Below are 18,492 nucleotides of genomic sequence, written 5' to 3' on the forward strand. Positions count from 1 at the left end.
GCCGGTCGTTGTGGAAATAAAAGGATTGTTGCAAGGATATTACATGAATCTGGCCCCTATGGTAACTGCCCCGGGGGCCTCGCCAGCAACAGCGCCAGCTCGGCGGCGGGCAGCGGACGGCTGAAGTAGTAGCCCTGCACGTGGTCGCAGCCTTCGCGGCGCAAAAAGGCCAGTTGTTGTCCGGTTTCCACGCCTTCGGCGATCACGTTCAGTTTCATGCTGTGGGCCAGCGCGATAATGGCGCTGGCGATGGCCGCGTCGTCCTCGTCGCAGCTGATGTCGTGCACGAACGAGCGGTCTATCTTCAGGGAGTGGATGGGAAAGCGCTTCAAATAGGCCAGGCTGGAATAGCCGCTGCCGAAATCGTCGATGGACAGCTTCACGCCCATGTCGCTGAGCTGCTCCATGACCAGGGTGGCGGCGTCCGGATGCTCCATCAGCACGCTTTCCGTGATCTCCAGCTCCAGCCGCCCCGCCGCGCAGCCGGTGTCGTGCAGCGCCTGCACCACGCTTTGCGCCAGGTCCTGCTGCTTGAACTGGCGCGCCGACAGGTTGACCGCCATGCGCAGGTCGCCCAGGCCGGCGTCGCGCCAGGCCGCCTGCTGCGCACAGGCGGCGCGCAGCACCCAGTCGCCCAGGGGAATGATCAGGCCGGTCTCTTCGGCCACCGGGATGAACTCGGCCGGCGGCACCAGGCCGTGCCCGGGCCGGCGCCAGCGCACCAGCGCCTCCACCCCGTCTATGACGCCGCTGGCCATGTCGAGCTGGGGCTGGTAGTGCAGCTCGAACTCGTCGCGTTCGACCGCGTGGCGCAGGGCCGCCTCCAGCTTGAGCCGGTCCAGCGTGCGCAGATTCATGTCCAGCGCGTAGAACTGGAACTGCGCGCCGCCCAGCTTCTTGGCGCTGTACATGGCCGCGTCGGCGTTCTTGAGCAGGGCCTGGCTGTCGCCGCCGTCCTTGGGATAGAGGCTGATGCCGAAACTGGCCACCGGGGTGATCTCGTGGCCGAACACGAACATGGGCTGGGCCAGCGCATCGGCCAGCTTCTGTGCCACTGCCGCCACCTCGTCGCCGCGCGCCACGTCGGCCAGCAGCACCACGAACTCGTCGCCGCCGAGGCGGGCCACGGTGTCGCCGCTGCGCACGCAGGCCAGCAGCCGCGCGGCCACTTCCACCAGCACCTGGTCGCCCGCGTCGTGGCCCAGGCTGTCGTTGATGTTCTTGAAGCGGTCCAGGTCGAGGAACAGCACCGCCACCCAGCGGCTGGCGCGGCGCGCATAGGACACGGCCTGCGTCAGCCGGTCCAGCAGCAGCGCGCGGTTGGCCAGGCCGGTCAGCACGTCCTGGCTGGCCAGCTGGGTCAGTTCCTGCTCGTAGCGCTTGCGCTGCGCCACGTCCTCGATCACGCCGATCAGTGTTACGCCGTCCTGCTCGGTGTACATGCGCGAATACGTGGCCTGCACCCAGACCAGGTGGCCTGCCTTGTGGCAGTAGCGCAGCTCGCGGCAGTGGCTGTCGCTTTCGCCGGCTAGCACCCTTTGCAGCGCTTCCGTCTCGGCTGCGTGCTCTTCCGGCGGGAGCACGCTGTTCAGCGTCATCCCGGCCAGCTCGGCTTCTGTGTAGCCCAGCAGCGATTGCAGCTTGAAGTTGGCGCGCAGCCAGCGCCCGTCCGGCGACAGCTGGGCCAGGCCCACCGCCGCCTGGCCGAAGGCGGAGCGGAAGCGTGCCTCGCTGGCGCGCAGCTGGGCGCGCGCCTGCAGCGAGGCGGTCACATCCTCCAGCACCAGCAGCAGCATGCGCTCGCCGTCCAGCGGCACGCGGGTGAGCTTGCAGCGCAGGTAGCGCAGCGGCTGGTCGTCCGGCCCGGCCGTGATCACCAGCTCGTGCTGGTAGTCGGCATTGATCAATCCTGCTGCGATGCAGTTCTGCAGTTGCGGCAGCGGCGCGTAGGCGGCATAGGGCCGGCCGGCCTTGCTGCCGCTGTCGAGCGACAGCAAGGCCCGCCAGGCACGGTTCACGGTGCGCACCGTACCGTTGGCGCACACCGTCATCACGCCGGCCGGCATGCCGTCGATTACCTGCTCGGAATAGGTCTTGAGCCGGCGCAGCTCCTGCTCGCCGGAGCTGATATAGGTGTCCAGCGCCAGGCCGAGGTCGAAGCACACCACTTTCAGCAGCGCTTCGTAAGTCTGCCAGGCCAGTTCGGGCTGGCCGGCCAGCGCCTCGCGCAGCACGCCGCCGATCGCGTCCAGGTATTTGCGGTAGGCGCCGATATACCACTGCGGCTCCAGGCCGATATGGCGGTGCACCAGGCCCACCGCCACGCGGTCCCGCACGTAGCCGTCATCGATCGCGCCGCCGGTCAGGCTGCTGAAATAGTCCGCCTGCGCATGCCGCAGCCGAGCGAAGCGGGCCTCGTCCGCCAGCATGCGGGCCAGCTCCGGCACGGTGCGCAAGTGCCGGTAGAACGCGTCCACCACCGGGCCGGCTTGCCTTTGCAGGCTGTCGTGCACCTGACGCAGCAAGGCTGCGTCCTCCTGGCCGAACTCCAGGAAGGCCAGGCGCTGGCGCACCGCGTCCGGCGCCGGCATCATGCCTTCGATTAGCGCGGCAAGGTATTCGGACGTCGTGCGGTTCATTGTTCACCGTCAAGGTTTGTTATACATTCATCACTGTAATGTCATATAGATCGAACAAACCTTGATGTGCATCAAATTGCACTTAAAAAGCCACTCCTGATCAGCTCGGGCAGCGCCGGCGCCGGCATGGGTTTGCCGAACAGGTAGCCCTGGTAGGACTGGCAGCCCAGCTGGCCGAGCAAGGCGCACTGCGCGTCCGTTTCCACGCCTTCGGCGATTACGTCCAGATTCAAGCTGCGCGCCATGGCGATAATGGTGCGGACGATGGCCTGGTCGTTGCCGTCGATGGCCAGGTCGCGCACGAAGGACTGGTCTATCTTGAGCTGGTCCAGCGGCAAGCGCTTCAGGTATTGCAGCGACGAATAGCCGGTGCCGAAGTCGTCCAACGCGAAGCGCACGCCCAGCTCGCGCAGCGCCTGCATGCTGGCGATGGTGTCTTCCATGTTCTCCAGCAGCACGCCCTCGGTCAGCTCCAGCTTCAGCAAGCCGGGGTCGACGCCGTAGCGCCGCAGCACCGAGCGCACCTGCTCGCAGAAGTCCGGCTGGTGGAACTGGCGCGCGCTGACATTCACCGCCACCGCCAACTCGCTCATGGCGGGCTCGCTTTGCCACGCGCGCAGCTGGGCGCAGGCGCTTTCCAGCACCCACTGTCCCAGCGCCAGGATCTGGCCGCTCTCCTCCGCCAGCGGGATGAAGCGGGCCGGCGACACGGCGCCGCCGTCCGGCTGTATCCAGCGTATCAGCGCTTCGGCGCCGAGCGGGTGCTTCAGGTGGTCCACCTGCACCTGGTAGTACAGCTCGAACTGCTGGGTATCGATGGCGTGGCGCAGCTCCCGCTCCAGCTGCGCGCGCTCGCTGATACTGTCCTGCATGCTTTGGTCGAAAAAACGCATGCCATTGCGGCCAGCCTCCTTGGCCTGGTACATGGCGATGTCCGCCTGCATCAGCAGCTCCTCCGGCTGCTGGCGCAGGCCTGCGTGGAACAGCGTAATGCCTATGCTGGGCGTGCTGTGGCATTGGTGCGCACCCAGCGTGTAAGGGCGGTTCAGCGCGGCGGCGAGCTTGGCGGCCAGCGCCTCGCTGCGCGCGGCCGCCTCGCGCGGTTGCCCGCTCAGGCCTTCGATCAGCACCACGAATTCGTCCCCGCCCAGGCGCGCCACGGTGTCACCCTGGCGCAGGCAGGCGTGCAGGCGGGCGGCGGCCTGCTGCAGCAGCATGTCGCCTTTGCTGTGGCCCAGGGTTTCGTTGATGGTTTTGAAGTTGTCCAGGTCGATCAGCATCAGCGCGCCGCAATGGCCGCTGGTGTAGGCCGCCGGCAGCGCCTGCGCCAGCCGCTCGACCAGCATGCGCCGGTTCGGCAGGTGGGTCAGCGGGTCGTAGAAGGCCAGGTTCTTGATTTCGTCGCTGGCCGCTTTGCTCAGCGTGATGTCGCTGAGCGAGGCGACGTAGTGCGTAACGGCGCCGCCGGCGTCGCGCACGGCGGCAATGTTCAGCAGCTCCGGATAGACTTCGCCGTTTTTGCGCCGGTTCCAGATCTCGCCCTGCCAGCGCCCGTGCATGCCGATGGCGGACCACATGGCGCGGTAGAATTCGGCGTCGTGGCGGCCGGAGCTGAGCACACAGGGCTTGTGCCCCACCACTTCGGCGCTGGTGTAGCCGGTGATGCGGGTGAAAGACTGGTTCACTTGCAGGATGACGCCGGCGGCATCCGTCACCATCATGCCCTCCGGAGAATCGAAGGCGATGGCGGCGATGCGCAGTTTGGCCTCCGACTGGCGGCGCGCCGTAATATCCGCGTGCGCCACCACGGCGCCGCGCCATTCCGCGTCCAGCGGCGTAGCGCAGATGCTGAACCAGCGCTCGCCCTCCTCCGTTTGCAGCCGGTATTCCGTTTCGAAGCGGGCCTTGGCTCCCGCCAGCACGGCCTCTATCCCCTCATGCGCCTCCGCGCTGCGCGCTGCCGCGTGCCTGCCCGCGTGCGCGCGCCAGGCCCGGTTCACCGCCAGCGCACTTCCATCCGGGCCGAGCACGGCGATCTCCTCGGGCAATGCGTCCAGCAAAGCGCTGGCCGCCAGGCTGTAGGCGGGATCCATATCTTTCATGCGAACTCCAGTACCAGAATATTCCTCGAAGGATACTGATTTTGGGCAACTAATTTATTGATCTGGATCAAATTTGCCGGGCTCGGCGGCGCGCCTCCTTGGCTGTAGACTATGGGATTTTTGATATGGATCAAAGGAATTGCCTGGAGCGCTTGCTATGCTGAGGCTTCAAGTATGAAAGGTTTCTTGCCACAATGAATCATCCGTCTCTCCCTCCAGCCACCTGCGCCAATTGCCACTGGCGCGCCCTGTGCCTGCCTTCCGGCCTGGCGGGCGGTGCGCTGGATGAATTTGAACGCGCGGTGTCCCAGCGGCGGGCGGTGGCGCGCCATGAGTGCGTGGAAACCGGCGGCGCGCCGTTCGGCCAGTTGCACGCGGTGCTGAGCGGCCAGTTCAAGCTGCAGCGCGCCGCGCCGGACGGTGGCGTGCAGGTGCTGGGCTTCGCCATGCCGGGCGACCTGCTGGGCCTGGACGCCATCGGTCCAGGCCGCTACGGCAGCGACGCCGTCGCCCTGTCGGACAGCGTGATCTGCGCCATCCCCTACCCCGGCCTGGAAACGCTGATGGCGCAGCAGCCCGCGCTGGCGCGGCGGCTGTCCCACCTGCTGAGCGCCAGCCTGGCGCAGCGCCAGGAGCAGATGCTGTTTCTGGGGAATGCGCGCGCTCCGCAGCGGCTGGCCCGGCTGCTGCTGGATCTGGGCGGCCGCTACGGCGAGCGCGGCGGTTCCGCCACGTCCTTCCAGCTGTGCATGTCGCGCGAGGATCTGGCGGCCTACCTGGCGCTGACGGTGGAAAGCGTGAGCCGGCTGCTGTCCATGTTCAAGCAGAACGGCCTGCTGGCCGTGAGCAACCGCGCCATCGAGCTGCGCGACACCGCCGGCCTGCGCGCGGTGGCCGCCGCGCCCGCCTACAGCGCCAACTGAACCATCCATGGAGACATCATGTTCAAGCACATACTCGTGCCGGTAGACGGCTCGCCCGCGTCGCAGGTGTCGCTGCGTTCGGCGCTGGACATGGCGGCCAGCTACGGCGCCAGCATCACGGCGGTGCACGTCTTGCCGGACGACCACGCTTTCAGCCACCGGCCTGCAGCACCGGACCAAGCGGCAGAGCCGAACGTGAGCGACAGCAGGGCCCAGGGCCAAGCGCTGCTGGACGCCGTGAGCGAGGCGGCGCGCGCAAGGCAGGTGCCGTGCCGGACCGTCTTGGCGCGCGGCGACCGGCCGCACCGCAAGATACTGGAGACCGCCCACGCGCGCGGCTGCGACCTGATCGCCATGGCCTGCCACGGCCAGCTGGGCCTGAAAGGCGCGCTGCTGGGCAGCCAGACGCAAAAGGTGCTGGTGCACAGCCCGGTCCCGGTGCTGGTGTTCCGCGCCGAGTAAGCGTTCAGATCATGCCGTGTTCCAGCGCGTAGCGGGTCAGCTCGGCGTTGCTGGCCATGCCCATCTTGTCCAGGATGCGGGTGCGGTAGGTGGTGACCGTGTTCGGGCTCAGGTGCAGCAGTTCGCCGATGCGCACCAGCGCCTCGCCGGCGGCGATCAGCTTGAACACCTCCAGCTCGCGGTCGGACAGCGCCTCGTGGTCGCCCGCCCCGCCGCCGCCCACCATCATGGCCAGCTTTTCCACCAGCGCCGGGCTCACGTGCTTGCCGCCCGCCGCCGCCTTGCGCACCGCCTCCACCAGCGTGGCGGTGGGCGCGTCCTTGGTCAGATAGCCCGCCGCGCCCAGCTTCAGGGCGCGCACCGCGTAAATTTCCTCGGAATAGGTGCTCAGTATCAGCACCGCCATGCGCGGGCACCCGGCGCGCAGCATCTTCAGCAGTTCCAGGCCGTTCTTGCCCGGCATGGTGATGTCCACCAGCGCCACGTCGAACTGCTGCTCGGCCACGCGCTGCATGGCCTCCTGCGCGTTGCCCGCCTCCCCCGTCACGGCGATGCCGCTGGCCGTACCCAGCATCAGCCGCACGCCGTTACGTGCAATCGCATGGTCGTCCACCAGCAGGACGGTGATTTCGTCATGCGTCATCTTGATTCTCCTCCAGCGGCAGGCGCAGCATCAGCACGGTGCCGTCCGGGCCGCCGGTGATGGCCAGCTGGCCGCCAAAACTGCGGCTGCGTTCATGCATGCCCAATATGCCCCAGGACTCCCGGCTTAGCAGCCCCTCGGCGGCGATGCCCTTGCCATTGTCGCTCACCGTCAGCCGCAGCGCGCCCGGCTCGCACGCCACATCTATCGTCGCTTGCGTGGCCTGCGCGTGGCGCACCACATTGGTCAGCGCCTCCTGCACGATGCGGAACAGCATGGTGCTGCGGTCCGCGTCCAGCTCCAGCGCGGCGGCTTGCGCGTCGATGCGGCACACGCAGCGCAGGCCGGCCCGCAGCGCCACCTGGTCCGCATACCATTCCAGCGCGGCCCACACGCCCAGCTGGTCCAGCACGCTGGGGCGCAGGTCGGTAATCACGCGGCGCACCGTTTCGATGGCGCTCTGCACCAGGTCCGCCGTGTCCGCCAGCAGCGGCTCGGGCGTGCTGCCCGCCGCCACCGCGCGCTCCTGCGCCACCAGGATGTAGGCGCGGATGCCGGTCAGCAGGCCGCCCAGTTCGTCGTGGATTTCCTGCGCAATGCGCTTGCGCTCTTCCTCCTTGATGCGTTCCTGGTGCGCGCCCAGGCGGCGCAGCTCGTCCTGCGACTGGCGCAGCGCCTGCTCGGCCGCCTTGCTGGCGGAGATATCGATCAGTATGCCTTGCAGCACAGGCCCGTTGGGGCCGGGCACGGGATCGGCCTGGTCGCGCACCCACAGCTCGCCGCCGCCGCGCGGCAGCAAGCGGTATTCGACGCGCAGCGCGCGGGCGGCGCTGCGGCAGGCGCACACTTCCGCCCAGGCAGCATCCCTGTCGTCCGGGTGCATGCGGGCGCGCAGCAGGCCGGAGTCGGCCAGCCATTCCTCGGGCGTGTAGCCCAGCAGCATGCGGATTTGCGGACTGACATACTGCAGCGCCCCGCAGGCGCCGGTGCCGGCCACGTAGCTGACGGCGTGGATTTGCTCGACGAGCGTACGGAAACGGGTCTCGGCCTGCTGCTTGTCCAAGCGCAGGCGCTGTTCGCGCAGCATGCGTTCGATGCCGGCCGGCAGCAGCTCCAGGTAGCGCCCGTCCGTGTCCTTGACCAGGTAGTCGCGCGCGCCGCGCCGCATGGCTTCGGCCGCCACGGTGGCGCTGTCGGCCCCGGTCAGCATCATCACCGGCGGCGCGGCGCCCTCGCCGCCGGCCAGCTTGGCCAGGCTGGCGAGGAATTCCAGGCCGGTCAGGTCCGGCAGGTTGTAGTCGAGCAGCACGCAGTCCACCTGGCCGGACAACGCCAGTTCCAGCCCCTGCTGGCCGGTTTCCGCCTCCAGCAGCGCATAGGCGCCGGCCGCGCGGAAGGCGCGGCGGCAGGCCATGCGGTCCACCATGTCGTCCTCGACGATGAGGACGCGCACAGGTTCCGTGGCGGCGGTGTTCGGCTTGTCCATCATTCAGGGCATCTCGCTGACGGTCCAGTAGCGGTCTATCGAGCGCACCACCTCGACGAAGGCGCGGTAGTCGACCGGCTTGGCCATGTAGCCGGCCACGCCCAGCTCGAAGCTGCTCAGCTTGTCCTGCTGCTCGGCCGAGGTGGTCAGCACGACCACAGGGATGGGCCGCAGCGCCGCGTCGTGCTTGGCTTCGCGCAGGAACTCGATGCCGCTCATGATGGGCATATTCAGGTCCAGCAGGATGATGCAGGGCCGCGCACAGTCCGCGCTGCGCAGGTAATCCAGCGCGGCTTCGCCGTGCTCGACCGCCACCACGGGGTTGCCCACGCCGATTTCCTTCAGCGCGCGTTTAATCGTCATCACGTCCACGGTGTCGTCTTCGACCAGGAGGATGGGCTTGCTGGCATTCTTCATAGGCATTCCTTGGGCCAGGTGAAATAGAAAGTGGCGCCGGCGCCGGGCGCCGACTCGACCCAGACCCGGCCACGGTACATTTCCACGATCTTCTTGACCAGCGCCAGGCCCACGCCGGTGCTTTCCACGCGGTCGCGCGGGGCCAGGGTCTGGAACAGCTGGAAGATGCGCTCGAAATGGCGCGGCTCGATGCCGGGGCCGTTGTCCGTCACGGCAAAGCGCCAGTGGCTGCCGTCGTCCTCGCAGCTGACGGTCACCTGGCCGTCCGGACGGTGCATGTATTTGATGGCGTTGGAGATCAGGTTGTGGAACACCTGCTGCAGCCGGGTCGGTTCGCCGGCCACCGTGGGCAGGCCCGGCGCCACCGTGATGGCGATGCCGGGCGGCGGCGCCAGCAGGTCCAGCACCTCGGCCAGCACCTTGTTCAGGTCCACCAGGGCCACGGCCTCGCGCACCCGTCCCACGCGGGAGTACTGCAAGATGCCGTCGATCAGCGCGCCCATGCGGTGCACGCGGTTGATGAGCAGGCGCATATGCTCCTTGCCCTCGTCGTTGAACAGGGCGGCGTAGTCGGTGGCCAGCCAGTCCGCTAGCGAGCCGATGCCGCGCAGCGGCGCCTTCAGGTCGTGCGAGACCACGTAGGCGAAATTGGTCAGTTCCTCGTTGGCGCTGCTCAGTTCCTGCAGCAGTTGTTCGGACTTCTGCTCGGCCAGCTTGCGTTCGGTGATGTCGCGCACCAGGCCGGTGTACATGCGCTTGCCGCCCAAGGTCATCTCTGCCACCGACAAGTCCATGGGGAAGACGCTGCCGTCGCGCCGCAGGCCCTGCACTTCGCGGCCCTTGCCGATGATGCGTTTTTCGCCGGTGGCGCGGTAATGCGCCAGGTAGCCGTCGTGCGCGCTGCGGTGCGGCTCCGGCATCAGCATATTGATGTTGCGGCCCGCCACCTCCGCCTCGCGGTAGCCGAACATGCGCTCGGCGGCGGGGTTCAGGCGTTCCAGCATGCCGTGTTCGTCGATGGTGATAATGCCGTCCACCGCCGTTTCAAACACGGCGCGCATGCGCGCTTCGCTCTCCTGGAGCGCCTGTTCGGCGGCCTTGCGGGCGCTGATGTCGTGGATGGTGGCCATCACCATGGTCTGGCCGTCCGGGCTGCGCAGCGGCGACAGGCTGACCTCGACCGGGAATTCGCGTCCCTCGCGGTGGCGGCCGGACAGCTGGGCCCCCGCGCCCATCGCGCGCGGATGCGGCTCGGCGGTGTAGCCTTCGCGCAGCGCCTGGTGGCCGTGGCGGAAGCGTTCGGGTATCAGCGTCTCCACCGGCAGGCCCTGCAACTGCTCCTGCGTGTAGCCGAACAGCGCTTCCAGGGCCGGATTGGCGAGCGCAATCGCGCCGCCGCGGTCTACGATGAGGACGGGATCGGTGGCGGCTGCCAGTAGCCAGGCCAGGCTTTGGTCGGCGATGGGGGGATTTTGCATGCCGCAATCATACGAAAGATGCCCGCCCCGGTAAAGCCTTAGTGTCCGCAGCGGAAATTCGGCGGCAATTTGACCTGGATCAAACCAGCCACTGACGCGGAACGCCCGCTTCCCATACAGTTACACCCATGGGAACGGCGGAGAACGCAATGCACTCGGTAGACAGCGAAACGGCGGCGGAACTGGAGCGCATGCTGTTGAGCGAGCGGGCGCGAGCGGCGCGCAAGCAGGCAACGTGGGAGCTGGAGGTGGTGGAACTGGCGCTGGCGCGGCTGGCGGACGGCAGCTACGGCGCATGCCGCCAGTGCGGCGCGGCCATTGCGCTGGCCCGCTTGCTGGCGCAGCCGTCGGCTGCGCACTGCCTGGCTTGTCAGCAAAACATCGAGCGGCGCTACCAGGTGGAACAGGAATAGAGGACGGGAAGCAGGCGGGGCGCCAGACAGCGCCTCAGGCGGCTTCGCACTCAGGGGCAAAGCGGCCGGCGGCCAAGTCTTGCAGGCCGGCCAGATCCAGGATGCGCAGGTCGCGGTTGTTCAGGCTGATCCAGCCGGCCTTGCGGAAGCGCGCCAGCAGGCGGCTGATGCTCTCGATGGTCAGGCCCAGGTAGCCGCCGATGTCCTCGCGCGACATGCGCAGCTGGAAGCTTGCAGGCGAGAAGCCGCGCGCCGCGTAGCGGGCGCCCAGGGAGGTCAGCATCAAGGCCAGGCGCTGTTCGGCGCGCATATTGCCCAAAAATAGGGCAACCGCCTGTTCGCGCTGGATTTCACGCGCCATGACGCGGTGGAACTGGTGCATCAGCTCGGGCACTTCGGCCACCAGCTCCTGCAGGCGGCCAAAGGGGATTTCGCACACTTCGCTGTCCTCCAGCGCCACCGCGCTGCAGCTGTGCTGGCCGGTGCCTATCGCTTCCATGCCCAGCAGGTCGCCGGCCATGTGGAAGCCGGTAATCTGCTGCTCGCCGCGCTGGTTCACCTGCGCGGTCTTGAAATGCCCCAGGCGCACCGCGTACAGGCTGCCGAATCCCTGCCCCATGCTGAACAGCTGCTCGTCGCGCTGCACTTTGCGGCGGCGCGAGATGATCTGCTCCAGGCGGTGCATCGCATCCTCGTCCAGTCCCTGCGGCAGGCACAGGCGGTTGAAGCTGCACAGGCCGCAGCGCGGCTGGGGCTGCGCCTTGGCTGGGGCGGAAGATGCGATGTGGATGGTGGCGGTGGTCATGGTCGGCTCCGGTGCATGGGCTGCGCTGTCGATGCGGACAGTATCGCCCGCACCGGGCCTGGGCGGTATCGGGTATTCCGGCTGGCTGCTGTAGGGGATCCCCTACAGGCCAGCTCAGAAGGTGATTTTCAGCGCCGACGGCGCGCCGCCCAAGGCGCCGGGCGCGCTGGAAATACCCTCCACCGTCAGGCCTTCCTGGGTCTGGCGGAATGGCAGCGCGCCGTCGCGGCCCAGCTGTTCCACGCCCCTCACCTTGCCGGCGCCCGGTCCCAGTACGCGCAGCACCACCGAGCCGTCGCGCGGCGCGCCGATGGCGTAGACCGCCGTGCCCTTGGATGTGAAACGCCATCCCTCCTCGCCGAACTGCTTCCAGGGGCGGGTGCCGTAGATGGCCTCGCCATTGGCGTCCAGCCATGCGCCCACGTCCAGCAAGGTGCGCTGCTGCTCCTCGGGGATGGTGCCGTCGGCCTTGGGCGAGAGATTGAGCAGGTAGAAGCCGCCCTTGCTCGCCGTGTCGACCAGGCGGCCAATAATGGCGGCGCCGCCGGCCACCTTCATGCCGTTGGTGTAGCCCCACGTGCTGCCTATGGTGTCGTCCACCATCCACGGGCCGGGCCGGATGTCCGGCGGCGAGCGCACGCCTATCTTTTCAAAGTCGATAATGGATCCGACCTGTTGGGCGTCGTCGTTGCTGGGCGCGTAGGCGACGAATTTGGTGCTGATCGAGACTTCCTTGTTCCAGGCCTGGGCGCGGTTGTAGTAGTAGGCCGCCACGCGCAGCTTGAGCGGGTCCAGCACGCGCAGGTTGACGCCGTTGTCGAACCACAGAATGTCGGGCTGGTACTGGTCGATCAGCTCCAGGTTGCGGTTCACCCAGTCGGTCAGGAAGCGCGCCATGGCGGGCTGGCTGCGATCGGCCACGTTGTAGAAGGCCGCCCATTCCGGGTCGTACAGGTCGGCCTTGGCCGCTTTCAGGCGGGCTTCCAGCGCTTCGGGCGGGTTGATGAAGGTGAAGTTCTCCACCCCGTGGTTGGACACGCCGAACTTCATGCCCTCCTTGCGCACGGCGGCCGCCAGTTCGCCTATCAGGTCGCGCTTCGGTCCCATGCGCTTGGCGTTGAAAGGCGTAACATGGCTGTCCCAGAGCGCGAAATTGTCGTGGTGCTGGGCGGAGGGCATCACGAACCGGGCGCCGGCGCGGCGGAACAGCGTGGCCCACTGCGCGGCGTCGAACTTCTCCTGCTTGAACCGGGGGATGAAATCCTTGTAGCCAAAGCGTTCCGGCGGCCCGAAGGTTGCGGTGTGCCAGGCCAGGTCGGCGCCGTACATATGCTTTTCATACCATTCGTTGTGGTAGGCGGGCACCGCGTACACGCCCCAGTGCATGAAGATGCCGAACTTGGCGTCCTCGAACCAGGCCGGGGTGCGGTAATTCTTGCGGATAGACTCCCAGTCCGCCGCGTAGGGGCCGGGCGGCAGCGGCGTGGCGACGGCGGCATCGGCAGCGGCCACGGTGGCCGGGGTGGCGGGCGGCCCCATCACGCCGTAGTCGTACAGCTTGGACTCGGGCACGCCGCCCCGGTCCGGCTTGGGCAAGGGGCCGGCGTCGGCACCGGTCAGGGTGGAAGCGAGGACGGCCAAGGTTAGACCGGACAGCAATGGCGCGCGCAGCATGGTTTGCCCCTGTAATTATAGAAATGACGACTAGCGTATCGCGCGGGCGCATTTCGCGCACGTTTCGCTTTGTATCACTCATAAACATGATTAGATTGCGCCAGCCGTTGACACTGGCGTGACGACTATCGATACTCGGAAGCCATCCTAATCAGACCTATAACAATACCCCCATGGCAGTCATCACCGAGATTGAAGACCTGCGCCTGCAGGCCAAGCGTCGCGTCGCAAAAGCTATTTTCGGCTACGTCGATTCCGGCTCCTACACCCAGGGCACCATGCGCGCCAACAAAAGCGACCTGGAAGCCATCCATCTGCGCCAGCGCGTGGCCGTGAATGTGGACCAGCGCAATACCGCCACCACGCTGGCCGGCCAGGATGCGTCCATGCCGGTGGCGCTGGCCCCGGTAGGCCTGACGGGCCTGAACTACGGCGACGGCGAGATCCTGGCAGCGCAGGCGGCCGAGGAATTCGGCGTGCCCTTCACGCTCACCACCATGAGCATCTGCTCCATCGAGGACGTGGCGGCGGCCACCACCAAGCCGTTCTGGTTCCAGCTCTACGTGATGCGCGACCGCGCCTTCGCCGCCGACCTGATCGCGCGCGCCAAGGCCGCCAAGTGCTCGGCGCTGGTGCTCACGCTGGACCTGCAGATCCTGGGCCAGCGCCACGCGGACCTGCGCAACGGCCTGACCGTGCCGCCGCGCCCTACCCTGTCCAATATCGCGGACATGCTGAGCAAGCCGTCGTGGTGCGCCAGCGTCCTGCTGGGCAAGCGCAAGACCTTCGGCAACCTCGACGGCCACGTCAAGGGCGCGCAGGGCCTGTCCACGCTGATGGCCTGGGTGGGCCAGCAGTTCGACCCCACGCTGAACTGGGACGACGTGGAATGGATACGCAAGCAATGGGGCGGCAAGCTGATTTTGAAAGGCATCCTCGATCCGGAAGACGCGAAAATGGCCGCCCGCACCGGCGCGGACGCGCTGGTGGTCAGCAACCACGGCGGCCGCCAGCTGGACGGCGCCATGAGCTCCATCCGCGCCCTGCCCGGCGTGCTGGAAGCGGTGCAGGCCGAGAATCCGAAGATGGAAGTGTGGATGGACGGCGGTATCCGCTCCGGCCAGGACATCCTGAAAGCCTGCGCCATGGGCGCCCGCGGCGTGATGGCGGGCCGCAGCTACATCTACGGCCTGGGCGCCATGGGCAAGCCGGGCGTGAGCCTGGCGCTGGAAATCATGCGCAAGGAGCTGGACGTGTCGATGGCGCTGTCCGGCATCCGCGACATCCGTGATGCGAACCGCTCGCACATCGTATTGCCCAAGCACTGGTAAACAAGACTTCCATGCACAACTACCGCATCGCTGGCGTTGCAGCGTCCCTGGCACTGGCGCTGAGCGCCGGCGCTGCGGCCGCCCCGGCTCAAATAGCAGGCAAGCAGCTTGAAAACCTGGACCGTGGCGTGCTCGCCATCGCCGCGAACGGCGGCGTCTTCGTCAGCTGGCGGGCGCTGGCGACGGACCCGGGCGGGACGTCCTTCGACCTTTACCGCGACGGCAAGCGGCTGAACACGCAGCCGCTGAAAAGCACAAACTACGTGGACCCGGCCGGCGCCGCCGCAGCCGTCTACTCGGTGCGGCCCGTCCTGCCACGCGGCGGCGAGCAGCCCCTGGCCAGCGCCGGCGCCACTTGGCCGCAGCAATACAAAACCATCCCGGTCCAGAAGCCGGCAGGCGGCGTCACGCCCGACGGCCAGAGCTACACCTACGAGATCAACGACGGTTCGGCGGCCGACCTTGACGGCGACGGCCGCTACGAGCTGATAGTGAAGTGGCAGCCGACCAATGCGCACGACAATTCGCACGCAGGCTACACCGGCAACACCTATATCGACGCCTACAAAATGGACGGCACGCGCTTGTGGCGCGTGGACCTGGGCCGCAACATCCGCGCCGGCGCGCACTACACCACCTTCCTGGTCTACGACTTCGACGGCGACGGCAAGGCCGAGCTGATGGTGAAAACCGCCGACGGCACCGTGGACGGCAAAGGCAAGGTGATCGGCGACGCGAACGCGGACTACCGCAACCCCAAGGGTTACGTCCTGTCCGGCCCCGAATTCATCACCGTCTTCAACGGCGAAACCGGCGCCGCCATGGCCAGCGCGCCCTATCTGCCCGGGCGTGGCGACGTGGCCGCGTGGGGCGATGCCTACGGCAACCGGGTAGACCGCTTCCTCGGCGGCGTGGCCTATCTGGACGGCGCCCGCCCCAGCGCCATCTTCTCGCGCGGCTACTACACGCGCGCCGTGATCGCCGCCTGGGACTGGCGCGGCGGGAAGCTGAGCAGCCGCTGGGTGTTCGACAGCGACGTGGCGGGCGGCGAAGTGAACCACCAGGGCGCGCACTGGCTGTCCGTGGCCGACGTGGACAACGACGGCAAGGACGACATCATCTACGGCGCGGCCACCATAGGTAGCAACGGCAAAATGCTATACAGCACAGGACTGTGCCATGGCGACGCCCTCCACGTGGGCAAGCTGGACCCGCTTCGTCCGGGACAACAGGTCTTCATGGTGCACGAAACGCCCAGCTGTTACGGCAAGCACGGCATAGAAATGCACGACGCGGCCACCGGCAAAATCCTGTGGAGCCTGGACGGCAAAGGCGCGGACGTGGGACGCGGCGTATGCATGGATATCGATCCGGCCCACCTGGGCGAGGAATGCTGGGCCTCGGTCGGCGGCCTGATGAGCGCCAGCGGCGTGCAGATCTCCCCCGAGCATCCGCGCCGCATCAACTTCGCTTCCTGGTGGGACGGCGACCTGCTGCGCGAGTCGCTGGACGGCACGCGGATAGAAAAATGGAACCCGGCCACCAAGGACATGCAGCTCCTGCTGAACGGCGCGGACTCCGGCGCCGCCTCCAACAACGGCACCAAGTCCACGCCCGTGCTGTCGGCGGACCTTTTTGGCGACTGGCGCGAGGAAGTGGTCTGGCGCAGCGCGGACAACAACTCCCTGCTGGTGTTCAGTACCACCGCGCCGACCACCCACAGCATTCCTGCGCTGATGCAGGACGCGCAATACCGCGTGCAGGTTGCGGGCCAAAATGCAGGCTACAACCAGCCGCCGCATCCTTCCTTCTACCTGGGCGAAGGCATGGCGCCTTTGCCTGGCGCATCCCGGCTCAGCGCACAAGAATAGTACGCATACAACACAACAGAAACAGAGACCATGAAGACTTCCCTGCTCGCGGCGCGCCGCGCCACCACGCTGGCCTTGCTACTGGCCGCCAGTTTCTCCGCCACCGCACAAAATGGTGAAGCGCGCCGCTTCGATTTCAGCGCAAAGCCGGCCGCCGGCTACACCGCCGTCCCTGTCACCACCGAATACAGCGCCAGCAAGGGCTACGGCTTCGAGCCCGGCGCCGCGGCAGGCAAGCCCTCCTTCTTCTCGGTCGATCTCCCCGAAGGCAACTACAACATCACCGTCACGCTGGGCGGTACGCCGGAAGCATCGACCACCACCATCAAGTCCGAACTGCGCCGCCTGATGCTGGAGAACGTGCGCACCGCGCCGGGCAAGACTGAAACGCGCACTTTCACCGTCAACATCCGCACGCCCGCCATTCCAGCCGTAGGCGGCCTGGCGGCGGGCGCGGTGAATCTCAAAGTGCCGCGCGAGACCGTGCAGGAAGCCTGGAACTGGGACCGCCGCCTGACGCTGGAATTCAACGGCAGCCAGCCGGCCGTGCGCTCCATCGAGATCGCGCCTGCGCAAACACCCACCATCTTCCTGCTGGGCGACTCCACTGTCTGCGACCAGCCCGGCGAACCTTATGCCAGCTGGGGCCAGATGCTGCCGCGCTTCCTGAAGCCCGGCGTGGCCGTCGCCAACCACGGCGAGTCCGGGGAGACCTACCGCGATTCGCTGGCCCGCCGCCGCCTGGACAAGGTGCTGAGCGCCATGCGCCCCGGCGACACGGTCATGATGCAGTTCGGGCACAACGACCAGAAACAGATCAAGGACGGCAAAGGCGGCCCCTTCACCACCTACAAGGCCGAGATCAAGCAGCACGTGGACGGCGTGCGCGCCCGTGGCGGCGTCCCCGTCATCATCTCGTCCATGGAGCGCCGCGCATTCGACGCGAATGGCAAGGTCATACCGTCGCTGATCGACTATGCCACCGCAGCGCGCCAGTCGGCCGAAGAGCTGGGCGTGGCCTTCATCGACCTGAATGCGATGAGCAAACCGTTCTACGAAGCGCTGGGCACGGAAGCCTCCAAGGCGGCCTTCGCCGAGCCGCAGCCCGGCCGCATCGACAACACGCATCACAACAACTACGGCGCCTACGAACTGGCGCAAGCCGTACTGACCGGCATGCGCCAGGCCGGCGTGCCCGCCGCGTCCTTCATCGCGGACGGCTACGGCAACTTCAATCCCGCCAAGCCGGACCCGGTTGCCAGCTTCGCCGTGCCGCGCAGCCCTACCTTCAGCAACGAGCGCCCGCTGGGCGACGAGGCCAACGCAGGCCCGCAGGCGCGCGCCGGCGCCACCGGCTATCTGTTCACCTACTTCACCAAGAACGGCGAGGACGGCCTGCACCTGGCGGCCAGCGCGGACGGCTACCGCTGGGAGAAGCTGGGCGGCGGCCGCAGCTACCTCACGCCCAAGGTGGGTATATCGAAACTGATGCGCGATCCTTGCATCGTGCGCGGCCCGGACGGCACCTACCACATGGTCTGGACCTCGGGCTGGAAAGAGAACAACATCGGCTACGCATCCTCGAAAGACCTGGTCCACTGGTCCGAGCAGAAGGAATTGCCGGTCATGGCGCACGAAAAAGGCGTGCTCAATGCCTGGGCGCCGGAAATCGTCTACGACGAACAGCGCGGCGAGTTCCTGATCTTCTGGGCTTCCACCGTGCCGGGCAAGTTCGCCGAGACTGCAGGTTCCTCGGAGGAGAAATACAACCACCGCCTGTACTCGACCAGCACCAAGGACTTCCAGACCTTCACCCCGACCAAGCTGTTCTACGACCCGGGCTTCAGCGTGATCGACGCGACCTTCGTGCGCGTCAACGGCAAGAACCACTTGCTGGTGAAGGACGAAACCGTGAATCCGCCCCGCAAATACCTGCAGGTGGCGGATGCGCCATCGCTGAGCGGGCCGTTCGGCAAGCTCAGTGCGCCCATCACGCCGCAAGGAATGTGGGTGGAAGGACCGACCGCCATCCAGGCCGGCGAGGACGTGATCGTCTATTATGACGCCTACCGCACCAAGCACTATGGGGCCATGCGCTCGCGCGATCTCGTGAACTGGGAAGATGTGACGGCTAAAATGAGCTTCCCCGACGAAGGCACGCCGGTGCGCATGCGTCATGGCACCGCTATTGCCGTACCCGCCGCGCTGATCGAGCAGCTCCGCGCGCAAAACTGACAAACCACAACGG

The 18,492-nt window shown here is 67.1% G+C and carries 14 protein-coding genes; 6 read left to right on the forward strand and 8 right to left on the reverse strand.

Going from position 1 to position 18,492, the window contains the following annotated elements; genetic code table 11:
- Positions 1 to 56 precede the first annotated feature (56 nt).
- Together KT882_RS17125 and KT882_RS17130 are read right to left on the reverse strand one after the other, a co-directional pair.
- Complete coding sequence (locus KT882_RS17125) at positions 57 to 2,639, reverse strand: EAL domain-containing protein (protein ID WP_228892667.1); 2,583 nt, start codon at positions 2,637 to 2,639, stop codon at positions 57 to 59.
- Positions 2,640 to 2,710: 71 nt separating this feature from the next.
- Complete coding sequence (locus KT882_RS17130; RefSeq protein WP_228892669.1) at positions 2,711 to 4,741, reverse strand: putative bifunctional diguanylate cyclase/phosphodiesterase; 2,031 nt, start codon at positions 4,739 to 4,741, stop codon at positions 2,711 to 2,713.
- Positions 4,742 to 4,935: 194 nt separating this feature from the next.
- Here KT882_RS17130 and KT882_RS17135 point away from each other — a divergent pair, with 194 nt between their 5' ends.
- Positions 4,936 to 5,664 carry a helix-turn-helix domain-containing protein gene (locus KT882_RS17135; RefSeq protein ID WP_161072948.1) on the forward strand — a complete coding sequence of 243 codons (729 nt, stop codon included), beginning with the start codon at positions 4,936 to 4,938 and terminating at the stop codon, positions 5,662 to 5,664.
- 18 nt (positions 5,665 to 5,682) lie between these two features.
- Positions 5,683 to 6,126: a universal stress protein gene (locus tag KT882_RS17140; RefSeq protein ID WP_161072949.1), complete on the forward strand. Its 444-nt coding sequence runs from the start codon at positions 5,683 to 5,685 to the stop codon at positions 6,124 to 6,126.
- A gap of 4 nt (positions 6,127 to 6,130) precedes the next feature.
- Here the strand turns inward: KT882_RS17140 and KT882_RS17145 are convergent, their stop codons facing one another.
- The 4 genes from KT882_RS17145 to KT882_RS17160 are packed head-to-tail and all read right to left on the reverse strand — an operon-like array spanning position 6,131 to position 10,150.
- Positions 6,131 to 6,769, reverse strand: a complete 639-nt coding sequence (locus tag KT882_RS17145) for a response regulator (RefSeq protein WP_228892670.1) — start codon at positions 6,767 to 6,769, stop codon at positions 6,131 to 6,133.
- The gene (locus KT882_RS17150) at positions 6,759 to 8,258 is read right to left on the reverse strand and encodes a hybrid sensor histidine kinase/response regulator (RefSeq protein WP_228892672.1); all 1,500 of its coding nucleotides are present in this window, start codon (positions 8,256 to 8,258) and stop codon (positions 6,759 to 6,761) included. Before KT882_RS17150 ends, KT882_RS17145 begins: the two co-directional genes overlap by 11 nt.
- Positions 8,259 to 8,672 (reverse strand): response regulator, encoded by a 414-nt coding sequence (locus tag KT882_RS17155; RefSeq protein ID WP_161072951.1) that lies wholly within the window; start codon positions 8,670 to 8,672, stop codon positions 8,259 to 8,261.
- Entirely contained in the window at positions 8,669 to 10,150 is a 1,482-nt protein-coding gene (locus KT882_RS17160) for a sensor histidine kinase (RefSeq protein ID WP_228892673.1), read from the reverse strand. Before KT882_RS17160 ends, KT882_RS17155 begins: the two co-directional genes overlap by 4 nt.
- Before the next feature lie 149 nt (positions 10,151 to 10,299).
- Here KT882_RS17160 and KT882_RS17165 point away from each other — a divergent pair, with 149 nt between their 5' ends.
- Positions 10,300 to 10,563, forward strand: a complete 264-nt coding sequence (locus KT882_RS17165; RefSeq protein ID WP_228892675.1) for a TraR/DksA C4-type zinc finger protein — start codon at positions 10,300 to 10,302, stop codon at positions 10,561 to 10,563.
- A 34-nt stretch (positions 10,564 to 10,597) separates the two neighbouring features.
- On the opposite strand, the gene fnr is transcribed toward KT882_RS17165, so the two are convergent.
- Positions 10,598 to 11,368: a fumarate/nitrate reduction transcriptional regulator Fnr gene (gene fnr, locus KT882_RS17170; RefSeq protein WP_161072954.1), complete on the reverse strand. Its 771-nt coding sequence runs from the start codon at positions 11,366 to 11,368 to the stop codon at positions 10,598 to 10,600.
- A 114-nt stretch (positions 11,369 to 11,482) separates the two neighbouring features.
- Entirely contained in the window at positions 11,483 to 13,042 is a 1,560-nt protein-coding gene (locus KT882_RS17175) for an alpha-L-fucosidase (RefSeq protein WP_161072955.1), read from the reverse strand.
- Between the two features lie 173 nt (positions 13,043 to 13,215).
- On the opposite strand from KT882_RS17175, the gene KT882_RS17180 reads away from it, so the two are divergent.
- The 3 genes from KT882_RS17180 to KT882_RS17190 are packed head-to-tail and all read left to right on the forward strand — an operon-like array spanning position 13,216 to position 18,479.
- On the forward strand, positions 13,216 to 14,373 hold the full coding sequence (locus KT882_RS17180; RefSeq protein ID WP_161072956.1) for an alpha-hydroxy acid oxidase: 1,158 nt from the start codon (positions 13,216 to 13,218) through the stop codon (positions 14,371 to 14,373).
- Between the two features lie 11 nt (positions 14,374 to 14,384).
- Positions 14,385 to 16,244 carry a rhamnogalacturonan lyase gene (locus tag KT882_RS17185; protein WP_228892676.1) on the forward strand — a complete coding sequence of 620 codons (1,860 nt, stop codon included), beginning with the start codon at positions 14,385 to 14,387 and terminating at the stop codon, positions 16,242 to 16,244.
- A 30-nt stretch (positions 16,245 to 16,274) separates the two neighbouring features.
- Positions 16,275 to 18,479 carry a GDSL-type esterase/lipase family protein gene (locus KT882_RS17190; RefSeq protein ID WP_161072958.1) on the forward strand — a complete coding sequence of 735 codons (2,205 nt, stop codon included), beginning with the start codon at positions 16,275 to 16,277 and terminating at the stop codon, positions 18,477 to 18,479.
- Positions 18,480 to 18,492: the final 13 nt, after the last annotated feature.

This window comes from Pseudoduganella aquatica, from assembly GCF_020865585.1.
Classification (GTDB): domain Bacteria; phylum Pseudomonadota; class Gammaproteobacteria; order Burkholderiales; family Burkholderiaceae_D; genus Rugamonas; species Rugamonas aquatica_A.

Bases quoted from the DNA above. Each gene is read 5' to 3' on its own strand.
- KT882_RS17125 (WP_228892667.1), bottom strand. From the start codon at position 2,639: ATGAACCGCACGACGTCCGAATACCTTGCCGCGCTAATCGAAGGCATG.
- KT882_RS17130 (WP_228892669.1), bottom strand. From the start codon at position 4,741: ATGAAAGATATGGATCCCGCCTACAGCCTGGCGGCCAGCGCTTTGCTG.
- KT882_RS17135 (WP_161072948.1), top strand. From the start codon at position 4,936: ATGAATCATCCGTCTCTCCCTCCAGCCACCTGCGCCAATTGCCACTGG.
- KT882_RS17140 (WP_161072949.1), top strand. From the start codon at position 5,683: ATGTTCAAGCACATACTCGTGCCGGTAGACGGCTCGCCCGCGTCGCAG.
- KT882_RS17145 (WP_228892670.1), bottom strand. From the start codon at position 6,769: ATGACGCATGACGAAATCACCGTCCTGCTGGTGGACGACCATGCGATT.
- KT882_RS17150 (WP_228892672.1), bottom strand. From the start codon at position 8,258: ATGATGGACAAGCCGAACACCGCCGCCACGGAACCTGTGCGCGTCCTC.
- KT882_RS17155 (WP_161072951.1), bottom strand. From the start codon at position 8,672: ATGAAGAATGCCAGCAAGCCCATCCTCCTGGTCGAAGACGACACCGTG.
- KT882_RS17160 (WP_228892673.1), bottom strand. From the start codon at position 10,150: ATGCAAAATCCCCCCATCGCCGACCAAAGCCTGGCCTGGCTACTGGCA.
- KT882_RS17165 (WP_228892675.1), top strand. From the start codon at position 10,300: ATGCACTCGGTAGACAGCGAAACGGCGGCGGAACTGGAGCGCATGCTG.
- fnr (WP_161072954.1), bottom strand. From the start codon at position 11,368: ATGACCACCGCCACCATCCACATCGCATCTTCCGCCCCAGCCAAGGCG.
- KT882_RS17175 (WP_161072955.1), bottom strand. From the start codon at position 13,042: ATGCTGCGCGCGCCATTGCTGTCCGGTCTAACCTTGGCCGTCCTCGCT.
- KT882_RS17180 (WP_161072956.1), top strand. From the start codon at position 13,216: ATGGCAGTCATCACCGAGATTGAAGACCTGCGCCTGCAGGCCAAGCGT.
- KT882_RS17185 (WP_228892676.1), top strand. From the start codon at position 14,385: ATGCACAACTACCGCATCGCTGGCGTTGCAGCGTCCCTGGCACTGGCG.
- KT882_RS17190 (WP_161072958.1), top strand. From the start codon at position 16,275: ATGAAGACTTCCCTGCTCGCGGCGCGCCGCGCCACCACGCTGGCCTTG.